31 protein-coding genes are annotated in these 25006 nt (G+C 65.4%); 19 read left to right on the top strand and 12 right to left on the bottom strand.

What is annotated here, in order from left to right; genetic code table 11:
* The first annotated feature begins 15 nt into the window (after positions 1–15).
* The 8 genes from CACI_RS51135 (at position 16) to CACI_RS14105 (ending at position 9010) form a co-directional block, all read left to right on the top strand.
* Positions 16–168, top strand: coding sequence for a hypothetical protein (locus CACI_RS51135; RefSeq protein WP_012787042.1), 153 nt, complete (start codon positions 16–18; stop codon positions 166–168).
* A 168-nt stretch (positions 169–336) separates the two neighbouring features.
* On the top strand, positions 337–753 hold the full coding sequence (locus tag CACI_RS14135; RefSeq protein ID WP_223297532.1) for a hypothetical protein: 417 nt from the start codon (positions 337–339) through the stop codon (positions 751–753).
* Between the two features lie 2 nt (positions 754–755).
* Positions 756–1235, top strand: a complete 480-nt coding sequence (locus CACI_RS14130) for a hypothetical protein (protein WP_012787040.1) — start codon at positions 756–758, stop codon at positions 1233–1235.
* A gap of 224 nt (positions 1236–1459) precedes the next feature.
* Positions 1460–4909, top strand: coding sequence for a phage tail protein (locus tag CACI_RS14125; protein WP_012787039.1), 3450 nt, complete (start codon positions 1460–1462; stop codon positions 4907–4909).
* A 49-nt stretch (positions 4910–4958) separates the two neighbouring features.
* Positions 4959–5450, top strand: coding sequence for a hypothetical protein (locus CACI_RS14120; RefSeq protein WP_223297531.1), 492 nt, complete (start codon positions 4959–4961; stop codon positions 5448–5450).
* A gap of 28 nt (positions 5451–5478) precedes the next feature.
* Positions 5479–6141, top strand: coding sequence for a hypothetical protein (locus CACI_RS49775; protein WP_012787038.1), 663 nt, complete (start codon positions 5479–5481; stop codon positions 6139–6141).
* An 87-nt stretch (positions 6142–6228) separates the two neighbouring features.
* On the top strand, positions 6229–8445 hold the full coding sequence (locus tag CACI_RS14110) for a hypothetical protein (RefSeq protein ID WP_012787037.1): 2217 nt from the start codon (positions 6229–6231) through the stop codon (positions 8443–8445).
* A 10-nt stretch (positions 8446–8455) separates the two neighbouring features.
* On the top strand, positions 8456–9010 hold the full coding sequence (locus CACI_RS14105; RefSeq protein ID WP_012787036.1) for a hypothetical protein: 555 nt from the start codon (positions 8456–8458) through the stop codon (positions 9008–9010).
* Positions 9011–9045: 35 nt separating this feature from the next.
* Here the strand turns inward: CACI_RS14105 and CACI_RS14100 are convergent, their stop codons facing one another.
* Positions 9046–9369 carry a hypothetical protein gene (locus CACI_RS14100; RefSeq protein ID WP_012787035.1) on the bottom strand — a complete coding sequence of 108 codons (324 nt, stop codon included), beginning with the start codon at positions 9367–9369 and terminating at the stop codon, positions 9046–9048.
* 112 nt (positions 9370–9481) lie between these two features.
* On the opposite strand from CACI_RS14100, the gene CACI_RS14095 reads away from it, so the two are divergent.
* The 6 genes from CACI_RS14095 to CACI_RS14075 all read left to right on the top strand — a co-directional run bounded on the left by CACI_RS14095 (position 9482) and on the right by CACI_RS14075 (position 13876).
* Entirely contained in the window at positions 9482–10672 is a 1191-nt protein-coding gene (locus CACI_RS14095; RefSeq protein ID WP_012787034.1) for a GDSL-type esterase/lipase family protein, read from the top strand.
* A gap of 9 nt (positions 10673–10681) precedes the next feature.
* A complete protein-coding gene (locus CACI_RS14090; RefSeq protein ID WP_012787033.1) occupies positions 10682–11224 on the top strand; it encodes a phospholipase D-like domain-containing protein in 543 nt (180 codons plus the stop codon).
* 289 nt (positions 11225–11513) lie between these two features.
* On the top strand, positions 11514–12542 hold the full coding sequence (locus tag CACI_RS14085; protein ID WP_012787031.1) for a GH25 family lysozyme: 1029 nt from the start codon (positions 11514–11516) through the stop codon (positions 12540–12542).
* A 70-nt stretch (positions 12543–12612) separates the two neighbouring features.
* Positions 12613–13104, top strand: coding sequence for a hypothetical protein (locus CACI_RS14080; RefSeq protein WP_012787030.1), 492 nt, complete (start codon positions 12613–12615; stop codon positions 13102–13104).
* A 12-nt stretch (positions 13105–13116) separates the two neighbouring features.
* Positions 13117–13326: a hypothetical protein gene (locus tag CACI_RS49770; RefSeq protein ID WP_143765231.1), complete on the top strand. Its 210-nt coding sequence runs from the start codon at positions 13117–13119 to the stop codon at positions 13324–13326.
* Complete coding sequence (locus tag CACI_RS14075; RefSeq protein WP_012787028.1) at positions 13319–13876, top strand: hypothetical protein; 558 nt, start codon at positions 13319–13321, stop codon at positions 13874–13876. The genes CACI_RS49770 and CACI_RS14075 overlap by 8 nt, the downstream gene beginning before the upstream one ends.
* A gap of 78 nt (positions 13877–13954) precedes the next feature.
* Here CACI_RS14075 and CACI_RS47850 read toward each other — a convergent pair whose 3' ends face one another.
* The gene (locus tag CACI_RS47850; protein WP_012787027.1) at positions 13955–14593 is read right to left on the bottom strand and encodes a hypothetical protein; all 639 of its coding nucleotides are present in this window, start codon (positions 14591–14593) and stop codon (positions 13955–13957) included.
* 14 nt (positions 14594–14607) lie between these two features.
* Positions 14608–14961, bottom strand: coding sequence for a hypothetical protein (locus tag CACI_RS14065; RefSeq protein ID WP_012787026.1), 354 nt, complete (start codon positions 14959–14961; stop codon positions 14608–14610).
* Between the two features lie 156 nt (positions 14962–15117).
* Here CACI_RS14065 and CACI_RS14060 point away from each other — a divergent pair, with 156 nt between their 5' ends.
* Complete coding sequence (locus CACI_RS14060; RefSeq protein WP_012787025.1) at positions 15118–15837, top strand: hypothetical protein; 720 nt, start codon at positions 15118–15120, stop codon at positions 15835–15837.
* 428 nt (positions 15838–16265) lie between these two features.
* Here the strand turns inward: CACI_RS14060 and CACI_RS49765 are convergent, their stop codons facing one another.
* The gene (locus tag CACI_RS49765; RefSeq protein ID WP_143765230.1) at positions 16266–16505 is read right to left on the bottom strand and encodes a hypothetical protein; all 240 of its coding nucleotides are present in this window, start codon (positions 16503–16505) and stop codon (positions 16266–16268) included.
* Positions 16490–16729 (bottom strand): hypothetical protein, encoded by a 240-nt coding sequence (locus CACI_RS14050; protein ID WP_143765229.1) that lies wholly within the window; start codon positions 16727–16729, stop codon positions 16490–16492. The genes CACI_RS49765 and CACI_RS14050 overlap by 16 nt, the downstream gene beginning before the upstream one ends.
* Positions 16730–16806: 77 nt before the next feature.
* On the opposite strand from CACI_RS14050, the gene CACI_RS14045 reads away from it, so the two are divergent.
* The gene (locus CACI_RS14045; RefSeq protein ID WP_223297530.1) at positions 16807–17664 is read left to right on the top strand and encodes a helix-turn-helix domain-containing protein; all 858 of its coding nucleotides are present in this window, start codon (positions 16807–16809) and stop codon (positions 17662–17664) included.
* A gap of 11 nt (positions 17665–17675) precedes the next feature.
* A complete protein-coding gene (cyaB, locus tag CACI_RS14040) occupies positions 17676–18239 on the top strand; it encodes a class IV adenylate cyclase (protein WP_012787022.1) in 564 nt (187 codons plus the stop codon).
* 1 nt (position 18240) lies between these two features.
* Here the strand turns inward: cyaB and CACI_RS14035 are convergent, their stop codons facing one another.
* Positions 18241–18870, bottom strand: coding sequence for a hypothetical protein (locus CACI_RS14035; RefSeq protein WP_012787021.1), 630 nt, complete (start codon positions 18868–18870; stop codon positions 18241–18243).
* Between the two features lie 466 nt (positions 18871–19336).
* Between CACI_RS14035 and CACI_RS14030 the strand changes: the two genes are divergently transcribed.
* Positions 19337–19687, top strand: a complete 351-nt coding sequence (locus tag CACI_RS14030; protein WP_012787020.1) for a hypothetical protein — start codon at positions 19337–19339, stop codon at positions 19685–19687.
* A 522-nt stretch (positions 19688–20209) separates the two neighbouring features.
* Here the strand turns inward: CACI_RS14030 and CACI_RS14020 are convergent.
* Together CACI_RS14020 and CACI_RS14015 are read right to left on the bottom strand one after the other, a co-directional pair.
* The gene (locus tag CACI_RS14020) at positions 20210–20428 is read right to left on the bottom strand and encodes a helix-turn-helix transcriptional regulator (protein WP_012787019.1); all 219 of its coding nucleotides are present in this window, start codon (positions 20426–20428) and stop codon (positions 20210–20212) included.
* Positions 20429–20483: 55 nt separating this feature from the next.
* A complete protein-coding gene (locus CACI_RS14015) occupies positions 20484–20969 on the bottom strand; it encodes a hypothetical protein (protein ID WP_012787018.1) in 486 nt (161 codons plus the stop codon).
* Between the two features lie 422 nt (positions 20970–21391).
* Here CACI_RS14015 and CACI_RS14010 point away from each other — a divergent pair, with 422 nt between their 5' ends.
* Positions 21392–22357: a hypothetical protein gene (locus tag CACI_RS14010; protein ID WP_012787017.1), complete on the top strand. Its 966-nt coding sequence runs from the start codon at positions 21392–21394 to the stop codon at positions 22355–22357.
* A gap of 43 nt (positions 22358–22400) precedes the next feature.
* On the opposite strand, the gene CACI_RS49130 is transcribed toward CACI_RS14010, so the two are convergent.
* The 4 genes from CACI_RS49130 to CACI_RS13990 form a co-directional block, all read right to left on the bottom strand.
* Positions 22401–22736 (bottom strand): GyrI-like domain-containing protein, encoded by a 336-nt coding sequence (locus CACI_RS49130; protein ID WP_012787016.1) that lies wholly within the window; start codon positions 22734–22736, stop codon positions 22401–22403.
* 182 nt (positions 22737–22918) lie between these two features.
* The gene (locus CACI_RS14000) at positions 22919–23383 is read right to left on the bottom strand and encodes an SRPBCC family protein (protein ID WP_012787015.1); all 465 of its coding nucleotides are present in this window, start codon (positions 23381–23383) and stop codon (positions 22919–22921) included.
* Between the two features lie 5 nt (positions 23384–23388).
* Entirely contained in the window at positions 23389–23727 is a 339-nt protein-coding gene (locus CACI_RS54190) for an ArsR/SmtB family transcription factor (protein WP_041541719.1), read from the bottom strand.
* An 856-nt stretch (positions 23728–24583) separates the two neighbouring features.
* Positions 24584–24808: a hypothetical protein gene (locus tag CACI_RS13990; RefSeq protein ID WP_143765228.1), complete on the bottom strand. Its 225-nt coding sequence runs from the start codon at positions 24806–24808 to the stop codon at positions 24584–24586.
* Positions 24809–25006: the final 198 nt, after the last annotated feature.

Genomic DNA, 25006 nt, shown 5'->3' with positions numbered 1-25006 from the left:
ACCCACCGGACCTCGTTGGAGCGTGAGCCGCTGTACCTGGTTCGCGGCGGCGACTGGCGCGGCAACCCGACCGGGCAACTGCCGCTCAAGCACTCGGGCCCCGAATCGTGGGTCGACGACTTCGGTGAGCACCAGGAAAACATCACCGAGGAAATCGAGCGGGGCTGATTTCGATAAGGCGCACAGGCCTCGTCGAGGTAGAGCGCCCGGCCTGAAGTCGCCCGCCGCAGGAGCCTGATTTCCGCTCTCCAGCGGTCCGCAATCACAACGCGGTCCGCCGATCCGTGCTGCCCGCTTCCCTGCGTCCGGCAGTGACTCCAACTCATCAGAAGGGAAGTGAGTCCAACGAGCAAGACCTCGGGCATCGGCTGGACAACTGCCAGCGTTGACGATGCATCCAACATGCAGCAAGCGATCAAGAACGATTTCACTAACCTGCAATTCGCCACTCCACGCGCCGTGCAGGACGTTACGGGCATCGACAAGTCGGCGTTCGAACGGCTGCTGCTCCTCGCGGACTTCTCGGTCACCTTCTCCGGCGTGTTCAACCCGGCCGCGAACATGAGCCACGCTGTGTTCTCCACGATCTCGTCCACGTCGGTAACACGACTGGTGACGCTGGTGGTGTCGTCCAAAACCTTGGCGCCGAACTGCCTGTTGACGGACTACGCGCTAACTCGCGCGACCGGCGGCGCGTTCACCTTCTCCGTGCCCGGCGTGCTCGCGGACGGCCAAGTCCCTACCTGGAGTTGATCATGGGCTTCGAATCGCCGCGCACGGTCCTGGTGCTCGACTTCACCGACACCGACCTGGCCGGCCTGGAAGTGCGGATGCGGTCCCAGACCGTCCAGGAACTCAAAGACGGCACCGCCCGCATGGCCTCGATCGCCTCGGTCGCAAAGTCGGTGCTGGGTCTCGACCCGAACGACGAGGCTGCGGCGCAGGCTGCTATAGCCGGCCTTGATACCGAAGCCCTTGACGCAGTTGACGACACCTTCGCCGACTTCGCCAAACACCTGGTGTCGTGGAATCTGACCGAGAACGGGGTTGACGTCCCGGCAACCCTGGAGGGTATCGGCGCCCAGGACTCGCGGTTCATCCTGCGCCTGGTAGGCGCGTGGCAGCAGGGCATGTCGGGCGTTGATAACCCTTTGCCGCGAAGCTCGAGCAATGGGCGGCCACCGGATGCGTTGTCGATGCCGATGGTGCCGTTGGAGGCAAGCCTCGCGAGCTAGAAGAGGCCGAGCTGGTCCTCGGCCTGTGCGACCGGTTCCATTGCACCCCCGAGGCGGCGCTGGCGATGGACGCCTCAGTGCTGCGGATGCTGGCGATTGAGGCGTTGGGCAAACCCCCGCAACAGGAAAGTTCGCCCCCGCAGTAGCTCTGTCCGGGTGGGGGTGTCCCCATCAGCAACGTCATCGAGATCGTCGTTAGGGTTCGCGACGACACCGCTTCGGCGATGGCCGCGCTGGAAGCCAGAGCGAAGGCGCTGGCCGACGCCGCCAACTTCGTCGCGGGAAGCGGCGCCACCTTCAACACCGACCTCGATGACGCCGGCCTGCGCGACAAAGTCATCGAGGCCGTTCGGACGGCCGAGCGGAACATTGCCGTCATCGTCGGCATCGACCTGGACGACCCGGATCTCCGCGAAAAGGTCATCGAGGCCGTCAGCGCGGCCGAAAAGGGCATCAACATCATCGTCGGGATGGATGTCGATGCCGACGGCTTGAAGGAGCGAGTCAAGGCCGAGGCGGATGCTGCCGGCGCCGGCGAGAAGATCAAGGTCCGGGTCGAGTCCGACGGAACCAGCCTGGAGCAGGACGTTGCATCCAAGGCGGGACGCGTAAAGCCCCAGCCCATCAAGGTGCCGATCCAGTCGGACGCCGATAAGTTCGAGGCCGAACTGCGCGCGTCGTTCGCGGAGGGCGAGAAGAACGCTGCGGCCGCCGAAAAGGCGATGAACCAGTCCTTCACTGCGATGCAGACCGGGGTGCGCGCGCTCCGGTCGGCCATGGCCGAGCTTGAGCCGGCAACGCAGGATGCTGAAGATTTTGAAACGTCCTTCCGCAAAGCCATGGACGAGGGCGAAAGGGTTTCACAAGAGGCCGACCGCGTCCTGCGCCAGTCGTTCACCTCCATGGAATCCGGCTCGCGGACTTTGCGTGCGGCGATGACCGAGCTCCAGCCGGCCGCCGAGGGCGCTGGTCAGGCCGCAGCGAATGCGGGCAGCGGTTTCAATACGAGCGCCCTCAGGATGTCCTCGCTGATCGGGGCGGCCTTGGCGCTCGGCCCAGCGCTGGCAGCGATCCCGGCTGTAGTGGGCGCCGCGGGCGCGGGCTTCGCAACGCTGGGCCTGGGGATGGCCGGGCCGATTGCCGCGCTGCGGGACTACGGGGCGCAGAGTCAAGCCACGGGCCAGTCCTCGGCGCAGCTCGCGGCAACGGCCTTCAGTAACGCTGTTTCGATTCGCAATGCCGAGCAGGCAATCGCCGACGCGAAGCGGCAGGCCGCGATTTCGGCGATTAACTCGGCCCAGTCGATCGAGTCTGCGGAACAGGGCGTTACCGACGCCGAGCGGCAGGCGGCGATCTCGGCTCAATCGGCAGCAGATGCCGTGGCTTCGGCCGATCAGCGCCTCGCGAACGCGCAGGAGTCGTTGACGCAGGCACAGGAGTCGTTGACGCAGGCTCAGAAGGACGGCGTCAACGTCCTCAAGGACTTGAATCTGGCTTCGGCCGATGCGGCGAACTCTGTCGCGGACGCGCAGAACGCGGTCATTGACGCGCAGGCGGCCTACGACAAGGCCAAGGGCAACAGCCTGCTGACTGATCAGCAGAAGAAGGAAGCGCAGCAGCAGCTGATCGACGCCCAGCAACACCTGACGGACGCGCAGCAGAAGGCGCTTGAGGCGCAGCAGGCCGCGAACGACGCCAACCAGAAGGGCGTGGACGGCAGCACGGCGGTCGTCGCGGCGCAGCGGCAGGTTGTCTCGGCCACGCAGGGCGTAGCCGACGCTCAGCTTGCGGCAACTCGCGCCCGGGAGGCGCAGGCCAACCAGGAGATCTCAAGCAACCAGTCGGTCGCGAAGGCTCAGCAGTCGCTGGCTACCGCGATCCGCGATGCGGCGGAACAGCAGATCTCGTCGAATGAATCGGTGTCCAAGGCGGTTCAGGCACTCAAGGACATGCAGGAGCAGCAGGCTCTGTCTGCCGCGGCTGCGGCATCTTCGGGGTCTGCGGCTGCGAACAAATTCGCGCAGGATATGGCGAAGTTGACCCCGGCCGGCCGGGATTTCGTCAACCAGCTGATTTCGATGCGGGGCGGTCTGCACGATCTCGAGGCCACTGCGCAGACGACGCTGCTGCCCGGCTTCACCACGCTCCTGAAGGACGTGGGCGGTTCGAACGGCCTCGGCTCGCTGTTCAACAAGGCCGTCGGCGACATGGGCACGATCATCGGCGGCACGGCGATCCAGTTCGGGAACCTGATGACGTCGCCCGCGTTCAAGGGCCAGCTGACGCAGGTGCTGAAGGACGGCGCGGGGTTCGCGAAGGATCTCGGCGACGGACTTGTGGCTTTGACGGGCGGCCTGACTAAGGCGGCGTCGCAGGCAGGCCCGATAGTGTCCGGGCTCGGCGGCGGAATCAAAACCTTGATGTCGTCCGGGATTCCCGACTTCTTCAGCGGTCTGGTCACCAATGCGGGCGGCGCCGGCCAGTCGATACAGGCCATCTTCACGATCGTTTCCAACCTTGCCGGTCCGCTGGGCACGATAGCCGGCGCGTTCTCTGCGGCACTTGCTCCGGCGCTGCAGGTTCTGGACTCCCCGCAGGTCCAGCAGTCACTACAGTCGATCGCGACTTCAATTGCGCAGATCCTGATCGTCCTGTCGCCGGTGGTCACAATGCTCGCGCAGGGTCTGGCAGGGGCGCTGCGGATCGTGGCGCCGCTGATGCAGTCGCTGGCGAAGTTCATCCAGGACAACCAGCAGTGGGTGGTGCCGCTGGCCAAGGGGATCGCGATTGCCACGATCGCTTTTGTCGCTTTCAACGCAGTGCTCGCTGCGAACCCCGTCCTGCTGGTGGTAGCCGCAATCGCGGCCCTGGTTCTCGGTGTGGTCTACGCATATGAGCACTTCAAGATATTCCGCGATGTCATCCACGATGTGTGGGTCGTTACGAAGGCCGAGTTCGACTTCTTCCTGGGCTTCATAAAGCGGTGGTGGCCGGAGCTGCTGGCACCGTTCACCGGCGGCGTGTCAGAGATCATCGCCCACTGGGACGCGGTCGTCGACTTCGTGAAGAAGCTACCGGGCCGACTGGTCTCCGCGGGCGCGCACATGTGGGACTGGATCTCTCAGAAGTGGGACGACGACGTAGCCGCGCCGGTCAGCAAGGCCTTCGACGGCTTCATTCACACAGTGACCGGGCTGCCGGGCAAGTTGGCCAGGGCCGGCGCCGGCATGTGGGACTGGATCAAGGAAGAGTTCGTCGGCGCCCTCAATGCAATTGCCAACCTGTGGAACCAGTTGCACTTCAGCACGCCGAGCTTCCACATCCCGATTCCCTTCAGCAGCGGCATCAACGTCGACTCGATAACCGTCGGGGTACCGCCCATCGGCCCTTTCAAGGCCGCCGGCGGCCCCATCTGGGGCGGCCTGTCCGCGATCATCGGCGAAGCAGGGACCGAACTTCTGAAACTGCCGACCGGCACCCAGGTCATGCCCCATGCCAACACTCAATCAATGATCGCCCAGGGCGGCCTTGGATCGTCCGGCGGCGTGCTTCAGATCGAGTGGGTCGGCGGCAACGGCGGCGACGAGCTCATGACGTGGATCCGCAAGAACATCCGCATCCGCCACGGGTCGGATCCCAACAGCGTCCAGAAGGCCCTCGGGCAGAGCTTTTGAGTTGCCATCAAGTCCAGATTGGTAAGTGGTAAAAATCCATCGGTACAAGATGTTCAACTCGCCCATGGTAACTACTGCGGCGCCGTCGCCAGTCACTACCGGCACCGTCATCAAGACGATGCTTCAGTTGGCGACACCGTCAACACGGCAGTGCCAACTCATCTCCTGGGGCTACTCCATGTCGGCGGTGCCGGGATCAACTGGCGGCGTTATCGAGCTTATCCAAACCGATGTGTCTGCGACCGTTACCGCACACCAGGCATCGGGGCTCGTGCCCCTGGATCCGAATGCGCCAGCATCGCTGATGACGCTGGGGGCATCGGCGACTGGTTACACCGCGACGCTCGAGGGCTCGACAACGACTACGCGGCTGCTCGATTTCGATCAGGTTCCGCCGACGGCCGGCGCCGTACCGACCACGTTCGATTACCAGTGGGTGCTTGATGAGCGCCCGATTATCGCAGTGTCGAAGTTTCTTCGCGTCCGGGCAACGTTTGCAGGGGCCGTTAACATGACGTGCTGGCTTTGCTGGGACGAATAATCTGATAGCGGTATGTTAGGCTTCTTGCATGCCCATTCGAATCGGCGATAAGTACGAACGCTGGACCGTTGTTGAGGTTATCTCTAAGCGCGAGGTGGCGTGCCGGTGCGATTGCGGCACCGAAAGGTCTGTGCAGATCGGAAACCTGCGCCAAGGTAAGTCGCGGTCCTGCGGATGCCTGCAGCACACCGTGGCCATCGCGCCGGGCGACCGCTTTGGCCGCCTGACCATCCTCGCCGCCCCCACCAGGCTGGCAATCAGGTGCCGGTGCGATTGCGGCACCGAGATGACCACCAAGGCAATCCACCTGGTTGCGAAGGCCGTACTCTCCTGCGGATGCCTCCGACGTGAAGTTACCCGCACCAGGGGGAGAAAGAACCGCACTCACGGGCTCTCAAGTCACGAGCTGTACGGCACCTGGACGCGCATGGTTGCCCGTTGCACCAATCCAAAGAGCGGGGACTATTCCTACTACGGCGGTCGCGGAATACGGGTACACGAGCCATGGCTCCGCGTCGCAGTGTTCATTCCCGAGATCGTTTCGCTGATCGGGGAACGTCCCAAGGGCCTGACGCTCGACCGCATCGACGTCAACGGCAACTACGAGCCGGGAAACGTGCGGTGGGCTACACGGCTCGAGCAGAGTCGGAACCAGCGCCCACGGCGTCAAAATCAGCAGCGCCCCCGGTAGCAAAAACGCAACGGGGGTGCTGTGACCAACATTGCGGCACAGTTATCGTCGTGGGGTCCGCGGTGGCGACGCAACACCCCCAGCCCTATGAACCCGGCCGGGCAGCCGTTCGACACCGGCCCCGGCGGTCCGATCGGCATCCGCGTCGAGATCATGTTGGACCCGTCCGGAAACGACTGGACCGACATCACCCCATACGTGTACTACCGGGACCGCATCAGAATTACCAGGGGTCGCCCCGATGAGACCTCTGGGGCCCAGCCTCAGACCTGCACGCTGACGCTGAACAATCGCGACGGCCGGTTCACCCCGAAGAATCCCCTCGGCCCCTACTACGGGGTATTGGGGCGCAACACCGCGATCCGCGTCTCACGTCTGGTCAACGGGTCCAACGATCCGTGGTACCGGTTTTACGGCGAGGTTCCGTCGTGGCCCACCACCTGGGATATTTCCGGGTCCGACGTGTACACGCAGATCCAGGCGTCCGGAATCCTGCGACGGCTGAACCAGGGCAATGTCCCCGAGGGCTCGGCGATGCGACGGGCGTACACTCTCAGCGCTGGCGTATCGTCCGCGGTAGCGTACTGGCCTTGCGAGGACGGCCAGACCGCAACATCGTTGGCGTCGGCGTTGGCGTGGCCGACGGGCACAGCCCTGACCTTGTCGGGGCAGGCTCCGCCCAGCCTTTCCAACTTCACCGGGTTTCTGTGCTCAGACTCACTGCCGCTGCTGTCGGCCAGCATCTGGAATGGCGCGATCCCGGCAGATCCGTTCAATGGCACCGACAACGTTCTGCGCTTCCTGCTTGCCGTGCCTGCGACCGGCGCCTTTGACACTGCCGTCATTGCACGCCTGTTCACCTCCGGCCGGGTGGCCCGACTGGACCTGCAATACGGTTCGGCAAGCAACGGGTCGCTGCAAATCTCCGGATACAGCGTTTCCGGAACCCTGTTGTTCTCCTCCGGCTACGTCGGTTTCGCCGTCAACGGCAAGCTGCTGCGCGTCTCCATGGAGCTGATAACCTCGGGGGCCAACATCACCTGGGCCACCACTGTCCTGAGCCCTGGCGCGTCGGGCGCGTTGTCCGCATCAGGGACCTTGACTTCGTCGGCAACCGGCAGCGCATACGGCGTCGTCATCAACCCCGATGGTCACATCAACGACACGGCCATCGGTCACGTCTCCTACCAGTCCGTTTGGGACAGCCTGTTCAACCTGGCGCAGCCCTTGAATGCCTGGATCGGCGAGGCCACAGCTGACCGATTTGTGCGATTGAACTTCGAGGAACCTGGCGTGAGCGCGTCAGCAGCGCTTACCGGTTCAGTTTTTGACGACTCCGTGACCATGGGGTACCAGCTGTCGGACACTTTTACCAACCTCGTTCAGCAGGTCGTGGACACCGATGGCGGCATCCTGTTCGAGGCCCGTGACCAAGCCGAACTGGTTCTCCGTAAGCGTGTATCGCTGTACAACCAGAGTCCGCAGTTGACCTTGGACGTCTCCGCTCACCAACTGTCGGCACCGCTGGCCCCGCTGGACGACGATCGGTTTACCCGAAACGACATCACCGTCAGCCGGATTAATGGATCTTCGGCCAGGCAGGCGCTGACCAGCGGGGCCATGTCGACACAGTCGCCGCCGTCTGGTGTCGGGCCCTACCCGAACGGCGTCAGCATCTCCGTCGGCGGCGATGCCCAACTCACTGATCAGGCCGGCTGGCGGCTGCTACTGGGCACTGTTGACGAGCCCCGCTATCCGTCGATCTCGCTAAACCTGCGCCATCCCACCTTCACTTCGAACCCGGCACTCCTGGTCGCAGCGCTCACCATGGACATTGGCGACCGTGTCGCGGTTTTGAACCTGCCGGGTTGGTTGCCGCCGGATCCGATCTCGCAGGTGCTGCAGGGCTACTCAGAGACGCTGGGCGTGTTCGAGCACGACATGGCGCTGAACTGCAGCCCGGAAGCGCCCTACCGCATTGCGGTGCTTGACGACTCGGTGCTGGGGCGCCTGGATACCGACGGGTCTCACCTGGCGGCGAATTACGGCCCGACCGACACGACGCTTGTGGTCACCACAGCCGGCGCCGCGTTCGGCAACTCGCCGCTGTGGACGACCAGCGCCGGTGATTTCCCTTTCGATATCGCGGTTGGCGGGGAGCGCATGACGGTCACGAATATCGTCGCGTCCACGCCGCCCTACCACCAGATATTCACCGTGATCCGATCCGTCAACGGTGTCGTCAAATCCCAGGCCACGTTCACCGATGTCCGGCTGTGGCAGCCCATGGTCTTGAGCCTCTAGGAGTTGCCCCGTGCCGACGTTCTCCGCTGGGCAGCGCCTCACCGCTGCCGAGCTAAACGCCGACTTCCCGCTGATCAGCTCCACAGTACTCACCGGGACTACCGCAAATATGCCACTTTTCGTCTCCTCAGGGTTCAACCGGGTCCAGGTGTTCTGGCGCGCCCGCGGTACGGCTGCGGTTGGTGCGGAGCAGTTATGGCTGCAGATGAACGGCGATTCGGGCAGCCACTACCTGTGGCAGAAGACGGAGACGGAGAACAGCACCGCAACCTCGGCCAGCTCGGGCGGCCTGACGACTCAGATCCAGATCGCCACGATGATGGGCGCGAACGCCACCGCGAATTACTACTCCTCCGGGAATTTCACTGTGGACGGCATTTCCGACGGCACCGGCTTCTCGACTACGGTGGGCATCTCAGCGGCTTTCAACACCGTATCGGACTCCTGGTCTGGGCGTTTCAGCGGCCAGTACAACGTGTCGGCGATCATTACGAGCCTCCTGCTGTTCCCGAACTCGGGGAGCTTCAGTGCCGGATCGGTCTTCAGCGTGTATGGGATGAGCTGAGTTTCCGTTACAGGGGAGCGCCAACCTGTCCGTCCTCACCGGCCGCGCCATGCCCCCTTTTCTGGATGGAACTCCTCCAGGTAGTCCAGCCAGCTTGGCCCTCTCCTGCGCCGGCCCTTGATGGCATCGTCTGCGAGGTTGGCGTACCAGGCGTCCGGGGTCAGTCCGCTGAGCCCGGTGGCCGTGTGCTGTCCCAAGGTCGGAAGCATCCGCGGGTGGAATGGCTGCTGTTCCAGCCGTGCGCGCCACGCGTGTCGCCTCCAGGCGCGCAGCCCGCGCAGGGTAGCGCCCGCAACGCAGTAGGACAGGACGAGCGGCGCAACCAGCGCAACAAAGTTGAGAGCAGCATCGATCTGCACGAGCCTCACCCCCTATCAGCATTCTGCTACAGGCGGTGTGGGTGGTGGAGGTAATCCGGCTCTGCGGGACCGCAGAGGCCACATCCCTTCTCGACATCATTTGGGTACATTCATGATTCGGCTTCGCACCGCCCTTGCGGCTACGGCTGCTGCGGTCCTCCTCGTTCTTCCGGTCTCGTCGGCGGCCGGACCGGCTACTGCCACTGCCACCACCGGCACCGGCTGGACGGCATCGTGGGGCTCGGCGCCGGCCTACGCGCCGGTGTCAGGCCCGTGGGATAACGAGACGTTGCGGATGGTCGTCAGGACGTCGGGCGGGGGGACGTCGCTGCGGATCCGCCTGTCCGATGCGTTCTCCCCACAGGCGGCGCAGATCGGGCACGTCACCGTCGGGACGCAGCTCAACGGCGGCACGACGCTGGAGCCGGTCCCGACGACGGTGACCTTCGGCGGCGCGCAGGCGGTCACGATCCCCGCCGGCGGCCAGGTGGCGTCCGACCCGGTCACTTTCACGGTCGCACCGAACACGAGGTTGCTGGTCAGCATCTACGTCGCGTCCGGGGCGGCCTTGGCGCAGACGAGCCGTCACGACGTCGCCACCGAGACCGAGTACAACCACAACGGCGGCGACGTCTCCACCGCCGAGTACTACCCGACCAGCAACACGTTCGGTTTCGTAACGATGCTCGACGGGGTCGACGTGTCCTCGACAACGCCGTCCACGGTGGTCGCGGTGGGCGACTCCATCACCGACGGCACCGGCACCGGCATCGACACGGACACCCGCTGGCCGAACTACCTCGCCGACCGGGTCAGCGCCGCCGGACTGTCGGTCATTGACGAGGGCATCGCCGGAAACTGGGTCACTCAAGATAAGGGCTCCTTGGGACCTTCCCTGCAACATCGCTGGCAGCAGGACGTGCTCGACCAGCCTGGAGTCCGCAGCGTCATCGACGCCGACGGGATCAACGACTTGCGCGGCGGGGTGACTGCACAGGTCCTGGAGCAGGCGCAGGCCTCGCTCGTGGCGTCCGCGCATGCTGCTGGCCTGCGGATCCTGCTGTCCACGATCACACCGTGCGAGGGCGATTCGCTGTGCACGTCCGCGGTCGAGACGCAGCGGCTCGCCTACAACGCGTGGGTGATCAGCGGCGTGTCCGGCGCGGACGGGGTCGCGGACTTCAACTCGGCGACGGCCGTCAACGAGAACCTCAAGACCGCCTACGACTCGGGCGACCACCTGCACCCGAACTCGGCCGGCGCCGCGGTGATGGCGAACTCGCTCGATGTGACGAAGCTGTGAGGAGATCCCGTGCCGCTGTCTGATCTGACCGCTCTCGACAAGCACAAGACGGACGGGTTCCCCGCGGGCTACCCGGTGAACTTCCGCACCTTCTACTCGCCAGTAGACGACGTTCACGGAGCCCTTGCAGAGCTCATCGCGTCAGCGCAACGCAGCCTGGTGGTCGCGATGTTCGGGTTCGACGATGACGAACTGGCCGCAGCGCTACACGAGAAGCTGGATTCCGAGCACTGCTATGTGCAGCTGACGCTCGACAAGTCTCAATCGGGTGGTGCGCATGAACGCGCCCTACTCGCCAAGGAGGCGTACCCGTCTAACTCGATCGCGATCGGCCACTCCGAGAAGGGCGCGATCATGCATCTGAAGATGGTGATCGTGGATGGGCTGGACGTGCTTACCGGATCGACGAACTGGTCGACGTCTGGTGAGAGCATGCAGGATAACGCGGCGATCGTCATTCGGGACCCGCACGTGGCGGCCGAGGCTCGGTCTCGGCTGGACCTGATCCACCAGCACATGCTCATGACGGCCGCGAAGTCCGCCGCGCGGTGAATCTGCTGGCGCACGTGTTCGGACTTGATCCCGGCTACTGGGCCAACTTCTGGTCGGGCATCGGATCATGCCTGGGTGAGTTCACGCTCGTCGGCGGAGCGACCGCGCTGTACAAGCGCCACACCTGCCACGTCAACAGCCCGCGTTTCTGCTGGCGCCCAGGCACTCACCCAGTCGTCGGGACCGCCTTCAAAGCGTGCGCAAAGCACCACCCCACAGTCCCGGACCGGATCTCGGCGGAGCATATTGCCGACGCCCACGCCGAACAGGCAGCGAGGAGTCGTGATTCATGACCATCTTCGGGCCGGACATCTCCAGCTTTCAGAGCGGCCTGGTGCTATCGCGCCTGGCGGACGCCGCGTTCGTTCTCGCGAAGACGACTGAGGGTACCTACTACACCGACGCCGACTACCAGGCGTGGCGTGCGCAGGCCGCGGCGCTGCGCCGACCGTTCGCCTGGTACCACTTCCTGTCCGGCGAGGACGCGCACGCTCAGGCCGCGCACACGCTGGCGAACGTCGGCGACGTATTGCTGCCGGGCATGCTCGATGCGGAGCCGGCGGGCAAGTTCTCACCGACGCTGAAGCAGATCCTTGCCTACATCGACGCCGCGCACGACGCCGGCCTGAACCTTCGGCTGCTGTATCTGCCGCGCTGGTTCTGGCAGCAACTTGGCTCGCCAAGCCTGTCTGGCGTGGCCGACCGCGGGGTGTCGCTGGTCTCCTCGGCGTACCCGGGCGGCTCCGGCGGACCGGCCGCCATCTACCCGGGCGACGGTGCCGCGGGCTGGAAGCCCTACGGCGAGATGACGCCGCTGATCTACCAGTTCACCAACAAGGCGTCCGACGGCGGACAGCAGCTGGACTACAACGCGTACAAGGGCACCGCTGCGCAGCTGGTCGCGGACTTGAAACCGCCAGCCCCGGCAACAGTCACGCCACCGCCTTCGACCCCGACGCCCGCTTCCACCGATCCGAGGGACGACACCATGCCCGCATTCGCCACTGGAGAAATCACGCCGGGCACCAACGCCGTGACGATGGTGCTGCCCCCGCCGGCGAACTACGGTGCGGCCGGCTGGGGCAACGTCTGGTTCAGCCTCGGTGCCGACATGGGCACCGCGACCGTCCGGGTCGCCATCTTCACCCACGGCCAGGGCTGGTCGCACATCTACGAGGACGTGGTGGTCGACGCCGCCGCCGATCGGGTGAACCCCTTCGGCGGGCCGCTGCCGACCGCTGTGCAGAAGATCAGCGTTACGCGCAGGGGAAACCCGAACGTGCCGCTCGCCTACCTCGTTGAGGCAGTGCACCGGTGAGCACGATCCATACGTCACATGCCCACCCGTCCGCAACCACGGCCAGCGGCTGAGAACCGGCACGGGGTACATGGCGACCCACAGTGCCCTGTCATCGCTGTGGCCGGTCGTCGTAGGCGTCGGCGGCCCGTCCGGGCTGGCCGCGGCCGGTACGTACTTCCTGACTCGCCGCCAGCACAAAGAGCAGCGACAACAACATGCCAACGACGCTCACGAAGCCGAGCACCAGCACGACGTCCAGACCGCACAAGGCCTGACCGCGACCGCGCTGAGCCTGCTGGAGCCAGTTAAGGAAGCCCTGTCCGAGGCCGAACAGCGGATTAAGGCACTGCAGAAGCAGGTCGGGGATCTCGAGTCCGCGGCGGCGTCTTTAACCAGCGCCATGGAAACGCTGACAACCTCCTCGGCGGCCGAACGCCAGCAGCTCGAGGAGCAGTTGGCCGAGGTGACCGCGGAGCGGGACGAGACACAGGACGAACTGGCCGCAATCACTATCGAACGTGACACGCTGAGAGCCGAGCTGGAAACGCATCGGCGCCAGAGCCACGGCGGCGTGATCTAGGGAGTCGAGATTGTGCCTTTCCGTCGCCGTCGTCACCACCCAACAAGCCCGGTCGCGATCGCGGAACAGCGGATCGCGGCACCGCTGGCGCGACTGGAGGAACGTCTGGTGGGCGTGTCGTCGAATCTTGACTCGCTGGTGACCGGCCTGGAGGACGTCGCTCTTCAGATCCGGCAGATGGCGGAGCAGGCAGCGGAACGAACCGGGGAGTGCAATGACTGAAGTGCAGGTCCCGGACGTTCCAGAGCAGGACGCTACAGCGACGCTGACTCAAGCTGCCGAGCAGGTGGCCGGCAGTGCCGATGCGGTGATGCAGCAGTTGAAGGCGCTCCGGACTGAGCTGCACGACGCCACCGTCAAGGCGAACGAGGACATCGATGCGGCCAAGGCCAAGGCTGCCGCGGATGTGGCGGCTGAGCGGCGGGACCGGCGCTACGCCAACGCCAAGTTCGGGATTGTCGTCCTCCTCGACATTGTGCTGTCGCTGGTCAGCCTTGGCCTGTGGTATTCGCAAGATCAGACGAACCAGCGGCTACAGACATCACTGCGGCAGAGCTACGTGACGGCTCAGCAGCAGCAGGAGACGCGAATCAAGGTGCTGTGCCCGCTGTACCAGGTACTGCTGACGGCAACAACGCATCCGACGTCGAGCACGCCGGGCACGCCTGGGCAGTTGGAGCAGTTCGAGAAGGCGGTGGCGACGATCCGGGCCGGGTATACGACGCTCGGCTGTACTCCGGCGCTTCCGAAGCTGTCGGCACCGTCTGGGTGACCGACGCTGCCGCGAACATCCTTACCGCCTCCTCGCCTTGACGGGCGAGGAGGCGGTTTTCGTATGCCCGGATGCGGTTCAGCTGCGGTCGGCGTGCCATTGACCGGTGGCCCACGCGTCCACATCCACGGGGGACCAGAGAGACTCTCGACCAACGTGCCCAACGGGAGCCGGGGCCTGTCCGCGCGCAGCGTAGGACCGCCACGTGCTGGGACCGATGTGCCGCTGGTGGCGGGTGGCGAGGTACTCCACGACGGCCCGGGGGGTGAGGCGGTCGTCCTCGCCGGCGGACTGCGAGGAGGCAACCGGGGCTGGGTCAGGCAATCCGATGGCGTGGCCGCAGACGATGCGCCACTCCGGCGGGATTTTGCGAGCCTGGATCTCCAGGTACTCGGCTGGCGGCACTTCGCTGTCGGCGCGGTAGATGTCCCACCTGGCCCAGGCCTGCCGTGCGGGCTCGTCCAGCCGTTCCGGCGGGAGCCAGGACTCGGCGTCCGGGGTTATGTCCCTGCGGGTCTTGGTGCGGTGCTCGCACATGATCTCCCCGCCGCCCTTGCGCTTGCCGGGGAGTTGGGCAACAGCCTCGGCCAGAGCGCGGGCGCGGGGCGTGAGCGTGTCAAGATCGATCGCGACGGGGTGTGCCTGGGTCCATGAGACGCCGCCGCGTTCGGAGACGTGCTTGGCGTCAATGTGCAGGGTGATGGTCACGCTGGTCATGTCTGGCTCCCAGGTCACATGTAGCGGGGGTTGATGTAGTCGTCGTCGGCGGCGTCGTAGCCGTAGTTGTCGAACTGGCCGAAGGCCTCGGCGAGGGCGGGCGCCTGGTCGAGGCGGTTGGTGTTGAGGTAGTACACGGCCTGTCCGTCGTCCTTGATATAGGCGAGACCCAGAGTCTCCAGGCTGCGGCCGTAGTCGCCGTAGGTCTCGCGGGTGCTGCCGAGGTAGAGCAGGTCGGCGGCGTAGGGCGCGTTGGTGGGGGCGATCGGCGTGCTGTTGGTGTAGGCGTCGGCCAGGGCGGTGGCGTCCCCGGAGATGCCGTACTCGCCGCTGTCGAGCTGGACGATGGTGCCGGTGGTGACGTTCATTTCGCTGCCCTCCCTGGTGGATATCACCAGAGTACAGCGCATCGCTGTACAGCGCAAGGCTGTAAAAGAATGTAGGGCCCGCACATGTCGACGCCCGGCCGCATCTCAATACGCCAACTGTAGCGAACGCTGCATGTGTACTGTAGCGTGCGAGTCATGAGCGAATCGCCGGATAGGCCGCCCATAACGGCCGCTGCACCCTTTAGCTTGGATCTCCCCAAGCCGAATCTGGACGGCGCCCACTGGTTTCCCACCGCTGCACTGGCTCGTGAGGCCCTGCATGAGTACGCCTATCGCGTCCACGAGCTCGCCGCTGAGCGCGACGCGCTAATACGCGGAGCGATCGCCGCTGACGTGCCGGTCAGTGCAATCTCAACCATCACCGGCATCGCGCGGAGCACCATCAACCGGATCGAACCGCGCCCCGTGGCCGAACCGGTTGATGAAGAGACGCTGCGCACCTACGCCGGACTCCTGAACCAGCGCGCCCAACGAATCGCCACCCGCGCGCCCCAGGGCAGCGGAGTAGGTGATGACGCGGAGCGCTATTTCCTCGACGGCTACGTTCAGGTCACCCGCGAGGAGGCGGTCAGCTGGCTATCCGACAGCTCACCGCACGACAACCCGCATGGCGATCGAGTGCTGCACCGCGCCATCCAGCTTGAGGCTCAGACGAGCCAAAGCCGGGCATCTCAGCTTACTCGTCGCTTCCGTTCGCCTGTTGACAGGTGGACGGGCTGGATTGCCTACGGGAGAGACGACGCTCGCGATCGTATCGCCCGAGAACTGCGGCTTATACGCGGTGGCATGTCGCCGCTGTCGATGTTCACTCAAGAGGAACGGGAAGCGGCCGAGGTACCTCCAGAAGTGTCCTGACGCGCAGACGCCCGGCCGCATCAGCGCTGGCCGGGCGTCTCTACGGCAGGTCGCAGGGGCATTACTCCCGCTTCCTCCCGACATCCGATTCGGTCCGAACCTACCATTGCGACCGCTGCGCAAACGAGGCATCGGCTATTACCGTCCAGCGCTTACCTGCTGCTGTTCCAGCCAGCCAGGATCCGGATCCGGCGCGAACGGGCCCCGGAACGGCGTGCCGTCGGCGCGGTCCGCGTAGAACCGCAGCGGACCCAGGTCACACACACGCACGCCGGCGCGCAGTCGCTCCGCAACGAGCAGCAGATGCCCAGCGTTCAAACCGTGCGGCAAGCGCCGGGGGTCGGCGGCGTACCCCTCCGCGACTACGGCAAGTTCCTCGCGGCTGCCTGCGTGGACGATCGGACTGCCGCCATCGCTCGTGCGTACCGTCACCGCGGACCCGCCGCGCCGGACTCCCACACTGGGGTGAGCGTGACGAACGTCGTGCCAAGATACGAGCTGCTGTCAGGTTCCTGCCAGACAAGCCCACGTCCGGACAGGTCACCAACCGCGCCTGGCCGTTGTGCAATCATCGCGGCTTCGTCGGCGTTGACACGGATGGCATCGGCCTCGCCGTCACCGGCACGTCGGCGTAGCCAATAGTCCGGGGCACTCACGCCGTAGTCCACGTCATCACCTGCGCGTCGGCAGGAACCTGCAGCACCAGCCGCTGCTCCATGCTCGCCGTCTTCAGCGCGATACACACGTCGCCGTTCAGCCTCATCACACTGCGCACTTCGAACCACATGTCGAGGTGCCGGACAGTATCGCCGGCCGTGATGCTCGACGCAGGCACGAGGGTGTGCCGGATCTCCGACGCCATGACGTCGGGCAGGCAGGGCGGTCTGGTCATGGTCTCCACGGTGCGCCACGAAACCCGACAGGCCAACCTCATGGTGGGTATCTCACCCTGAGATGTATGTTCCGGGTGTGACCTCACCGCCGGGCCCCGTCCACTTACCTGCGACCGCATGGCGCCGTCCGGACGTGCGCCAAGCGCTTGGAGACAGGAACGTCAGCGCCCTGCTGCGGTTCGCACAGCAGCACACCGGCGCGTCCCAATCGCGGCTTGCCGAGGCCATCGGTATCGGGCAGGGGCGCCTCAACGAGTTGGTGAACCGGCGGCGTGAAGTCACTTCGCTGGAGATGTTCGAACGCATTGCCGACGGACTGAACATGCCCGACAGCGCCCGGATGCTGTTGGGTCTGGCGCCCTCCGGTATCCGCGCGGCCGGCGCCGCCGACGACCTTGTAGCTGCGGCCGGGATCGTCGGTCGCTACTACTCGGTACAGGCTGACGCTGCCCGCGACATACGCCAGTTGGTGGCCGGCGCAAGCGCCCTGGACATCCTCGCGGTGCGTGGGCTCGGGCTGTGGGGCCTGAACGACAGCCTGCTGCGTGCGGCCATGACAACGCCAACCAGGCCCGGCGCGCTGCTGGTCAGGGTGCTGATCCTGGATGCCGATAGCGATGCGGCAGCCCGACGCGCGGTCGAGATCGGCGAGTCCCCTGACGGGTTCGCGGCCGGGATCCGCCTGGCGGAGCACAAGCTGGCGGAGCTCACGCTTCACCCCGCCATCAGCCTGGAGGCCTACCGGTACACCGCGCTGCCGGTATGGCGGGTCATCTCCACGGATGAGATCAGCTTCGTCTCGACGTTCGACGAAGGTTGGGAGGGGCACGAGTCCCCCGTGTGCCGTGTCGACGTGCTGTCCGGGGCATCGCTGCACCGCGGCTTCCGGCGTGCGATCGATGAGCTTGTCGCAACCTCCGAACGCTTCATCTGAAAGGGTCCGCCATGTCGATCGAAGCCGAACTCAAAGCTCGAGTGGGTGACCCGCAGACGGTCCGTGCCGGGCTTGCCAGCCGGGCAGACGTTACGCAGGCCGTGTACCACGACACCTACTACGACCGCGCAGGCGACGGGTTCATGTCCGGCGGCCGAGAGTTGCGGCTCCGGACTATCGAGACACAGGACTCGGTCCGGCACCTGCTCACGTTCAAGGCGCCGGCGGTCGACGAGGCAAGCGGGTCGAAGCCCGAGTTCGAGACCGAGGTTGCCGATCCGGAAGCCGTCGCGGCGATCCTGGAAGGACTCGGCTACCGGCCGGCGCTGACCTTCTCCAAGCGCTGCGAGAACTTCGAGTTCGAACACGACGGACACCCGATGCTCGCAACGCTGGTGACGGTGCCCGAGATCGAAGGGACGTTCCTGGAAGTCGAAACGGTCGTCGAGCAGGAGGACGGGCTGTCCGCGGCGCTTGACGCAGTCCGCGGCGTACTACACGAACTCGGCATCAACGACGACGACCTGACGACGGAGCTCTACACGGACGCGGTGAAGCGGTCCCGGGGCGCCTAGGTCAGCCCTCCGCAGACTGGAACCAGCCCGACGTCTTCGCCACAATCCGGAACAGCTTATTGTCATTCGCGATCCCCCATGTGTCAGCCACCTGCCACCACGCGTCCATCAAACCGCGGCCGTGAGTCGACAGCGAATACCTCACCTGCGGCGGATACTCCACACGCAGCAGCAGCCCCCGCGCCACCAGCGCCTTCAGCGTCGCATGCATGGTGCCGTGCGGTAGCGGTCGCACCACTCGGCCCTCACCGCTGGAAGCCTTGATGTCTCCGTTCACCGCCTCCTCCAGGCTTTGCGGCCCTATGCCTCCCTCGCCGGCGGAGTCCACGTACACCATCAACACGTTCGTCCACAGGCCTGCCAGAAGGTTGATCGCCATATTCGTCGCCGAGCGCTCCTGGCACCTGCTGGTAGGCACCAGGCCGTCGAGCGGCGCCAGGCCCAGTCGAACCCGCGTTGCCGCGACCACGAAGCCAAAGTCGGCCACCGCCCAGTCCGTCACCGGACGCAGTGCCCCGACGAGCCCCGTGCCGAGTTCGGTCGCGCTGTAGCGCGTGTGAGCACCACGTAATGTGCCCCTGTTGCGCACGATCAGCCCCGCGTCGCGTAGGTGACCCAGCAGATGACTCATTCCCTCAGGCGGCTCTCGAGCATCAATAAGAGGGGCATCTACGGCGGTCGCCAACTCCAGCCGATGCGTCAGCTCGGCGGGCCGCAGTCCGGGCTTAGCGCATAGATCCGCAAGGACCGGGTAAACCCCAGCGGGCCGGAGCACGTACAGGGAAAACCCTGCCCCTCGGTGGTGTGGAACGTCCCAGATCATCCCGCTCCCCCGGCGCTATTGGATCACGTCGCAATTTACGCACCGTATACGAATGCGCAGCTCATGTCAGGGTCATGCGTCACTTGACCATGGTTCACCCGGAAGAGTGACGCCGTTCATCCCAGTTTGTTGGGAGTCACGTTTTCTTCCACGTAGTCAGGGGGCGCGTAAGGCGCTAGCGTGCGCTGATGCGCGCCGATCACGTCACCGTGGACTGGGCTGGCGAACGGGACGGCGTCGAGTCGTATTCGCACGTCGTCTGGAGGACACACCCATGCGGCATTTAGCCCGCAGGCGTCAACAGGACACCGACCATCACGAACCCTTCGCCCGGTTTCGGCGCCACTGCATCATTGGCCTACTCTTGGCCGGCGCGGCGTTCGCTGCGGCGTTCTTCACCAACATGGATCGCCGCTCGCCGGGGGACGATAGCGGCGTACTCGGCGTCGAGATCGCCGCAGCAGGCGTTGGGGTCGTGTGTGGCACAGGCGCGATCATGGTGGGGGTCCTGACGACATTCACCAGCACACGACAAGCCGACGAGCTGAAGTGGGCGGTGCGCCTCGGCGAGGACATGGCGGACGTGTACCGCCTCCCTGCGGCGAGGAGTTCCGGCAGCCGATAGGTGGGAGAAACGTGGGAGACGATCACTTACAGGCGGCGTCGGTGAGGGTCGGCTAAGGTCGGCGAGGTTCAGCAAAACACCTGATTGTCTCCCAGCGCTTTCCTCCGAGCCTGGTCAGGGGCTTGAACCCGCGAGACTGGGGGTCAAGGGGTCGCAGGTTCAAATCCTGTCAGCCCGACCGCAACGAAGGCCGGTTATCTTGGGAGTTTACCCAGGTCAACCGGCCTTCGTCATTCTCCGGGCACTGCTATGCCTCTGCGGACTCCTGAGGCTCTTGGGGGCCAATTGGGGGCCACTGGGTCTTGAGGAAGTCATTCAGCGATGTTCCAGCGTCCTGGATCCGCTTCCGGTCCGGGTGCAGGTATCGCTGGGTCGTGGACAGCGACCCGTGCCCCGCGATCACCCGCAGGACGTGGATGGGCACTCCTCGAAGGCACGACCAATTTCCTCCAGCCGGCCGAGTATGGATTCATCGTCTTGTCCTCCAACCCCCGCATTGCGAAACGTCGATCTACTCTGCCATCAGACGCCCTCCGCCGGGTCGATACAGCTGATGGCGATCCAGCCGCGGACATCGACGATGTCGTAGACGACGACACGCGGGGAGAGTCGCGTGAACGCCGGACCCTTCGGCGGCTTGGCAGTGCGCCAGCGCCGCAGCGTCGAAGGGTCGACGTGAATGAGCGAAGCCAGTTCCCCTGCGCTCAAGAAGTCGTCGTTGCGGGCGGTGTTCGAGTACACGATGTCGGCATCGCTGCCCAGTGCGGTTTTCGATGGGTGGCGCAGTCCCCTGACCTTACGGGTCTGATCGCAGACCCACGACCGAGTGCAGGAGGGCGCCGGCTGGAAGGTTCGCGCCGTCGGCTGTTCTACGGCGCAGGGCGACAAGCCGCTCTCGGGCCTGTTGCGCGGGTTCCCCAAGCACGATCGCGCTCAGCACGAGCTCGAGCATGACGCAGTCGAACTCGTCGTCCTCAGGCCGGTTCCGCTCGGCATCGCCCTCGACCACGGCTTGAGTGATCCGACAGCCGTCGCCGTCGGCGGGGTTGAACGTCACCTCATACATTCCAAGGCCGGTCCAACTGCGGTGCATGAACACCACGTTGTCCTCGGCGAACACGTTCCACTTCTCTTCCATGTCCCCGGCACGGTATCCCGCCTGCAACCGGTCCCAGTTGTCTGCCGACCAGATCCTTTGCGGCAGGAGGGTCAGGGGTCGGGGCTGCGATATCGGCTGGATCCGTCGGAATGACGAGCGGGACAATCTCTCGCGATCGGGCACAGCGCCATCCTATGGAGGACGGCAACACAGCAAATGGAGTGATCATGTTCAACCAGATAGCCGGACTGACCCCTGAGCAGGCGGGGCGGTGGACCGCCATGGTCGAACAATGCTGGCCCGTTCTCACGGACGTAGGCATGGAAGCCGTCCAGGCTCTGCTGGTCGAGCATGGGGTGAGCGTGATGCCGATCATTTTGCCGGATCCCACGGAGCGGACCACACTGCGGTCCTCCGACCAGGGAACGTCACATGATTCGCCAGACCCGAATAACGCAAACGCTCACAACAGCCACGCGGCGATGCCTGGACGGGCTCCTGTCGTCCCGGACTTGTCCCGCACCCGTCCCATCGCCTTGACCCCGCCGGAGCCGCCTGGTGAAGCTGGGTCCCTTGGTTCGGGCTCTGATATCAAGGAGTGTTCGATGGACAGAAGAACCCTGTTGAAGTCCGCGGTCGCGGTGGGCGCCGCGGTGCCCGCAGCCTCGCTGCTCGGGGCGGGTCCGGCACAGGCCGCGATCTCGTACGACGTGGCGGTGTGCGAGCAGTATCGCAACCAGGTCCAGATTTATACCAACACCTCCACCTGGACCACCCCCAAGTGGATCTTCTCGCCCGGCGGCGGGGGCTGGTCGAACCTGTCCGACGTCAAGTTCCGGAGCACCGCCGCGTTCGGCGAGATCGCGCTGTTCACGGCGTCCGGCGGCAACGTCGGCCTCCTGAAGAAGAGCGCGTCCGGCACCCAGGGCACCGGCAGCCTGCTGTGGTCGGCCAGCCCTGGCGACAATCCGCACGCGATCGAGCGGATCCCGAACGTCGGGGCGATCGTCACCGCCTCCACCACCCCGGGAAAACTGAGCGTCTACGCCCCGACCGCGGTCAGCGACCCGAGCACCCTCGCGCTGGTGCAGACGATCTCGTTCCCCGGCGCCCACGGCCTGTGGTTCGACGACGTGGCAAACCGCCTGTGGGCGATCGGCCAGGACAAGGCCACGTCGTACCCGATCTCCGGAACCTACCGCTCCTTCCGGCTCGGCGCCGGAACCAATGTCAGTATCGGCTCGAGCCTGGGCCACAGCCTCGACGCGGCCTACAACGACTCCGGCCTCCTGCTGGCCTCCCGCAGCGGCTCGGTGATCTCCATCCAGAAGACCACGCACGTCGTCACCGTGATCCACGAGAACTCAAGCGTGAAGTCGTTCTCCATGTACCAGTCCGGCGAGGCATTCTGGGTCCAGGCGACCGGCAAGGACTACCACGGAGACACCCGCAACTGGGTCAACCCGAACGTCCAGTTCTTCGACCCGGTGGGCGACCCCTCCTTCACCCGCGGCCTGTCCTACGGCGCGGAGTTCTACAAGGCCCGCCTGCACAACGTGAACTACCACTGAGAGCACGCCCGGATGGCGGTACCGACCGCCGTCCGGGCGCTTCTTACACGCGATGGGAAGCGAAGGTGGTGGATCCAGCGCCGCCGAAGGCGGGCTCCTCTCCCTCTGACCCGCGGAGTTCTGACTCGCACTTGTCGAGCTCGGCCCCTTGTAGCGGACCGACGTGCTGGACCTCGAGGCGGCCGCCCCAGACGTCGCCCGTGTCGCTCGGATGCTGATCCCAGGCGAGGCCGCGGGCTTGGGCCCAGGCGAGCGTCCCGGTGGTGACGTCGATGCGCTCGTCGGGGTGTCTGATGTGTGTGACCGACACGTAGCGTCCGGCGGGCAGGACGTCGGCGACGAGTCCGCCATCGGGCTGCTCGCGGTCCTTGGTGGGCACTCCCCCTCGATGTCCAGCTCGCGCCATATGTCGATGACGCGGTAGCAGATGATCGCTGGGCCGGCCGGCTCGACGCCGTGCGCGTCCAGCCAGGCGTAGACCTCCGACAGTCGGGCGGCGAAGGTACCGATCGTCTGAAGCGTGGCCAGGCCTCAGAGCGCGACGTAGGACTGCTCCCCGTGCTAGACCATCGTCGACGTGAGCGCCGTGGGCCTGAGCTCTATCGCGAGGCGATCCAGTTCCTGCCCGACGCCTTCTTCGCGCCAGTCGCCTCGATCCCTGCCGTCGAGGTATGTGCCGTGGTCGGTGATGGTCACGCGTGTGCCGTCGTTTTCGGGTGCGAATTCGATGCTGACGAGGTTTACCGCGATGCGGTCCTGGTCGCTGTGCATGTGATTCGTCAGAACTATGCGCTCGTTGGGGACGATGTCGCGGAAGACGGCTTCGTAGGTGAACAGCGGGCCGTCGGGCTGGTTGCGGAAGGTGCTGCGCTCGGTGCCGCCGACGCGGAAGTCGACTTCCATCGTCGGGGAGAACCAGCGCCGCTTGACCTCCTGGTCGCCCCAGGCGGCGAACACGCGCTCGACCGGGGCGTCATAGACGCGCTCGAGGACGAAGGTGGAGTGGGTGATGAAACGTTCGGTCATGGGTGTCAGTCCTTGTTCTTGTGGTCGTCGGCGAGCAGGTCGCCCAGACGGTCGAGACGGCTCTCCCAGGTCGTGCGCTGCGCGCCGAGCCAGTTCTCGGCCGCTCGCAGCGCGATCGGCTCGATGCGGCAGGTGCGGACGCGTCCGACCTTCTCCGACCGCACCAGTCCGCCTGCCTCCAGCACTTGGAGGTGCTGGACGACGGCCGGGAGCGACATCGGGAGCGGCTTCGCGAGCTCGCTGACCGAAGCCGGTCCGCGTGTCAGGCGTTCGACCATGGCGCGGCGGGTCGGGTCGGCCAGGGCCTGGAAGACCCGGTCCAGGGACGGCTCTTGGTTAAGCACATCCTTAACTATAGAGCGACGGCTCCAGATAGTAAAGGGATCGCTTAAGTATGTTTCGACGCCTTCGCAGGCGTGGCCTATTGCGCCCACCAAGGCGTAGACCATGGCCAGCTGAAGCCCGCCCTTGGCCATCTTGCGCCACCTCTCCGCGGTCGAGGAACCGATCTGGCCGGCAGCGCTGATCGGCGCGACCGCCACCATGGCGCAGAACACTGCGTTGCGCAGCACCAGCTCAAGCCACAGCGTCAGCACGACGACGATGCCGATCAGGCCGAACAACAACAGCAGCACCGACGGAATCGCCGGCCCCGCCGGTGTATTGAGTGCGAGCAAGATGGTCAGCCGCTCAGTGAACCCCGTCATGCTGCTGCCGCTGGACGACACGATCCAGTTCGCCAGGTCGTCGGAGGCCGCCATGACCTGGCTGGAGACGGCGAGCGTTAGCAGCGAGGCCAGCACCGCCTTCGGCAATCCGGTCAATGCTTGCGCCATCGGTGCGCCGGAACGCGTCCACGCCACGGAGCCCGCCTGCACGATCAGCAGGACGACCGCGACGATCATGCCGAGCGTCAGGCTGATTGCGTACACGCCATGGATGGACCCGAGATCCGGATCGGGCATCGAGACGAACACGTCGCCGAACCACTTCAGCACCGAGGTGAAGGCGTCAGCGAAGGAATGGCAGATCGAATCTCAGGCCGAGCTGGCGACATCGCCGACTGCGGATTCAGCGCCGGACGCCACCGCGTCGGCTGCCTGGCCAGGCAGCGCGGCCACGTCCGAAAGACACGTGCCGATGTCCCCATCGAAACAGCCGGAGCCCGACCGGGAGGCTCGAAGATCACGCGGGCGAAGTTCACAAGGCACCGCCGGTAGCCGCGATGAGGGCGAGCCAGCCGAGCTTCACAGCGTCCTGAGTATCCGGGGTGGCGGCCAGACCGGAGTAGTGCTGACCAGTGCGGCCGATGGCCCCGATCTTCCAGTCCTCTGCGATCCATCGCATTTGCACCGGAAAGACGCCGGTGGTTTGGCCCGTCCCGCCTTGCGCGTTGACGAACGTGCTGTCGGTGAGCAGGAGCACTAGGACGTTGTCCACTGCGGCATTCCGCAGCTGTAGGGCCGTGTTGCCCGGGTCGCCGGCGACGCGGGCACCGTGAACCAGCGAAATCGGGCCCGAAGGGGTTGTGGCAGAGGGCTGAGCGGGCGCTTGGCTCGCAGGCTTAGCGCCGACGACGGCTGGTACTGCTCCGGCCTGATGATGATGGCCTACCACGCCGCA

It is taken from the genome of Catenulispora acidiphila DSM 44928 (assembly GCF_000024025.1).
Taxonomy (GTDB): domain Bacteria; phylum Actinomycetota; class Actinomycetes; order Streptomycetales; family Catenulisporaceae; genus Catenulispora; species Catenulispora acidiphila.
Note: the sequence above shows the minus strand (reverse complement) of the source record. Positions and strands in the feature narration are given on the sequence as shown.

What these genes read in the sequence shown, in the direction of transcription:
- CACI_RS14110 (WP_012787037.1), top strand. Translation starts at nt 6,229, where the DNA reads ATGAACCCGGCCGGGCAGCCGTTCGACACCGGCCCCGGCGGTCCGATC.
- CACI_RS14085 (WP_012787031.1), top strand. Translation starts at nt 11,514, where the DNA reads ATGACCATCTTCGGGCCGGACATCTCCAGCTTTCAGAGCGGCCTGGTG.
- CACI_RS49775 (WP_012787038.1), top strand. Translation starts at nt 5,479, where the DNA reads ATGCCCATTCGAATCGGCGATAAGTACGAACGCTGGACCGTTGTTGAG.
- CACI_RS14075 (WP_012787028.1), top strand. Translation starts at nt 13,319, where the DNA reads ATGACTGAAGTGCAGGTCCCGGACGTTCCAGAGCAGGACGCTACAGCG.
- CACI_RS14060 (WP_012787025.1), top strand. Translation starts at nt 15,118, where the DNA reads ATGAGCGAATCGCCGGATAGGCCGCCCATAACGGCCGCTGCACCCTTT.
- CACI_RS14120 (WP_223297531.1), top strand. Translation starts at nt 4,959, where the DNA reads ATGTTCAACTCGCCCATGGTAACTACTGCGGCGCCGTCGCCAGTCACT.
- CACI_RS14130 (WP_012787040.1), top strand. Translation starts at nt 756, where the DNA reads ATGGGCTTCGAATCGCCGCGCACGGTCCTGGTGCTCGACTTCACCGAC.
- CACI_RS14030 (WP_012787020.1), top strand. Translation starts at nt 19,337, where the DNA reads ATGCGGCATTTAGCCCGCAGGCGTCAACAGGACACCGACCATCACGAA.
- CACI_RS14010 (WP_012787017.1), top strand. Translation starts at nt 21,392, where the DNA reads ATGGACAGAAGAACCCTGTTGAAGTCCGCGGTCGCGGTGGGCGCCGCG.
- CACI_RS14000 (WP_012787015.1), bottom strand. Translation starts at nt 23,383, where the DNA reads ATGACCGAACGTTTCATCACCCACTCCACCTTCGTCCTCGAGCGCGTC.
- CACI_RS14125 (WP_012787039.1), top strand. Translation starts at nt 1,460, where the DNA reads ATGGCCGCGCTGGAAGCCAGAGCGAAGGCGCTGGCCGACGCCGCCAAC.
- CACI_RS47850 (WP_012787027.1), bottom strand. Translation starts at nt 14,593, where the DNA reads ATGACCAGCGTGACCATCACCCTGCACATTGACGCCAAGCACGTCTCC.
- CACI_RS14050 (WP_143765229.1), bottom strand. Translation starts at nt 16,729, where the DNA reads ATGACCAGACCGCCCTGCCTGCCCGACGTCATGGCGTCGGAGATCCGG.
- cyaB (WP_012787022.1), top strand. Translation starts at nt 17,676, where the DNA reads ATGTCGATCGAAGCCGAACTCAAAGCTCGAGTGGGTGACCCGCAGACG.
- CACI_RS14065 (WP_012787026.1), bottom strand. Translation starts at nt 14,961, where the DNA reads ATGAACGTCACCACCGGCACCATCGTCCAGCTCGACAGCGGCGAGTAC.
- CACI_RS14035 (WP_012787021.1), bottom strand. Translation starts at nt 18,870, where the DNA reads ATGAGTCATCTGCTGGGTCACCTACGCGACGCGGGGCTGATCGTGCGC.
- CACI_RS14080 (WP_012787030.1), top strand. Translation starts at nt 12,613, where the DNA reads ATGGCGACCCACAGTGCCCTGTCATCGCTGTGGCCGGTCGTCGTAGGC.
- CACI_RS14095 (WP_012787034.1), top strand. Translation starts at nt 9,482, where the DNA reads ATGATTCGGCTTCGCACCGCCCTTGCGGCTACGGCTGCTGCGGTCCTC.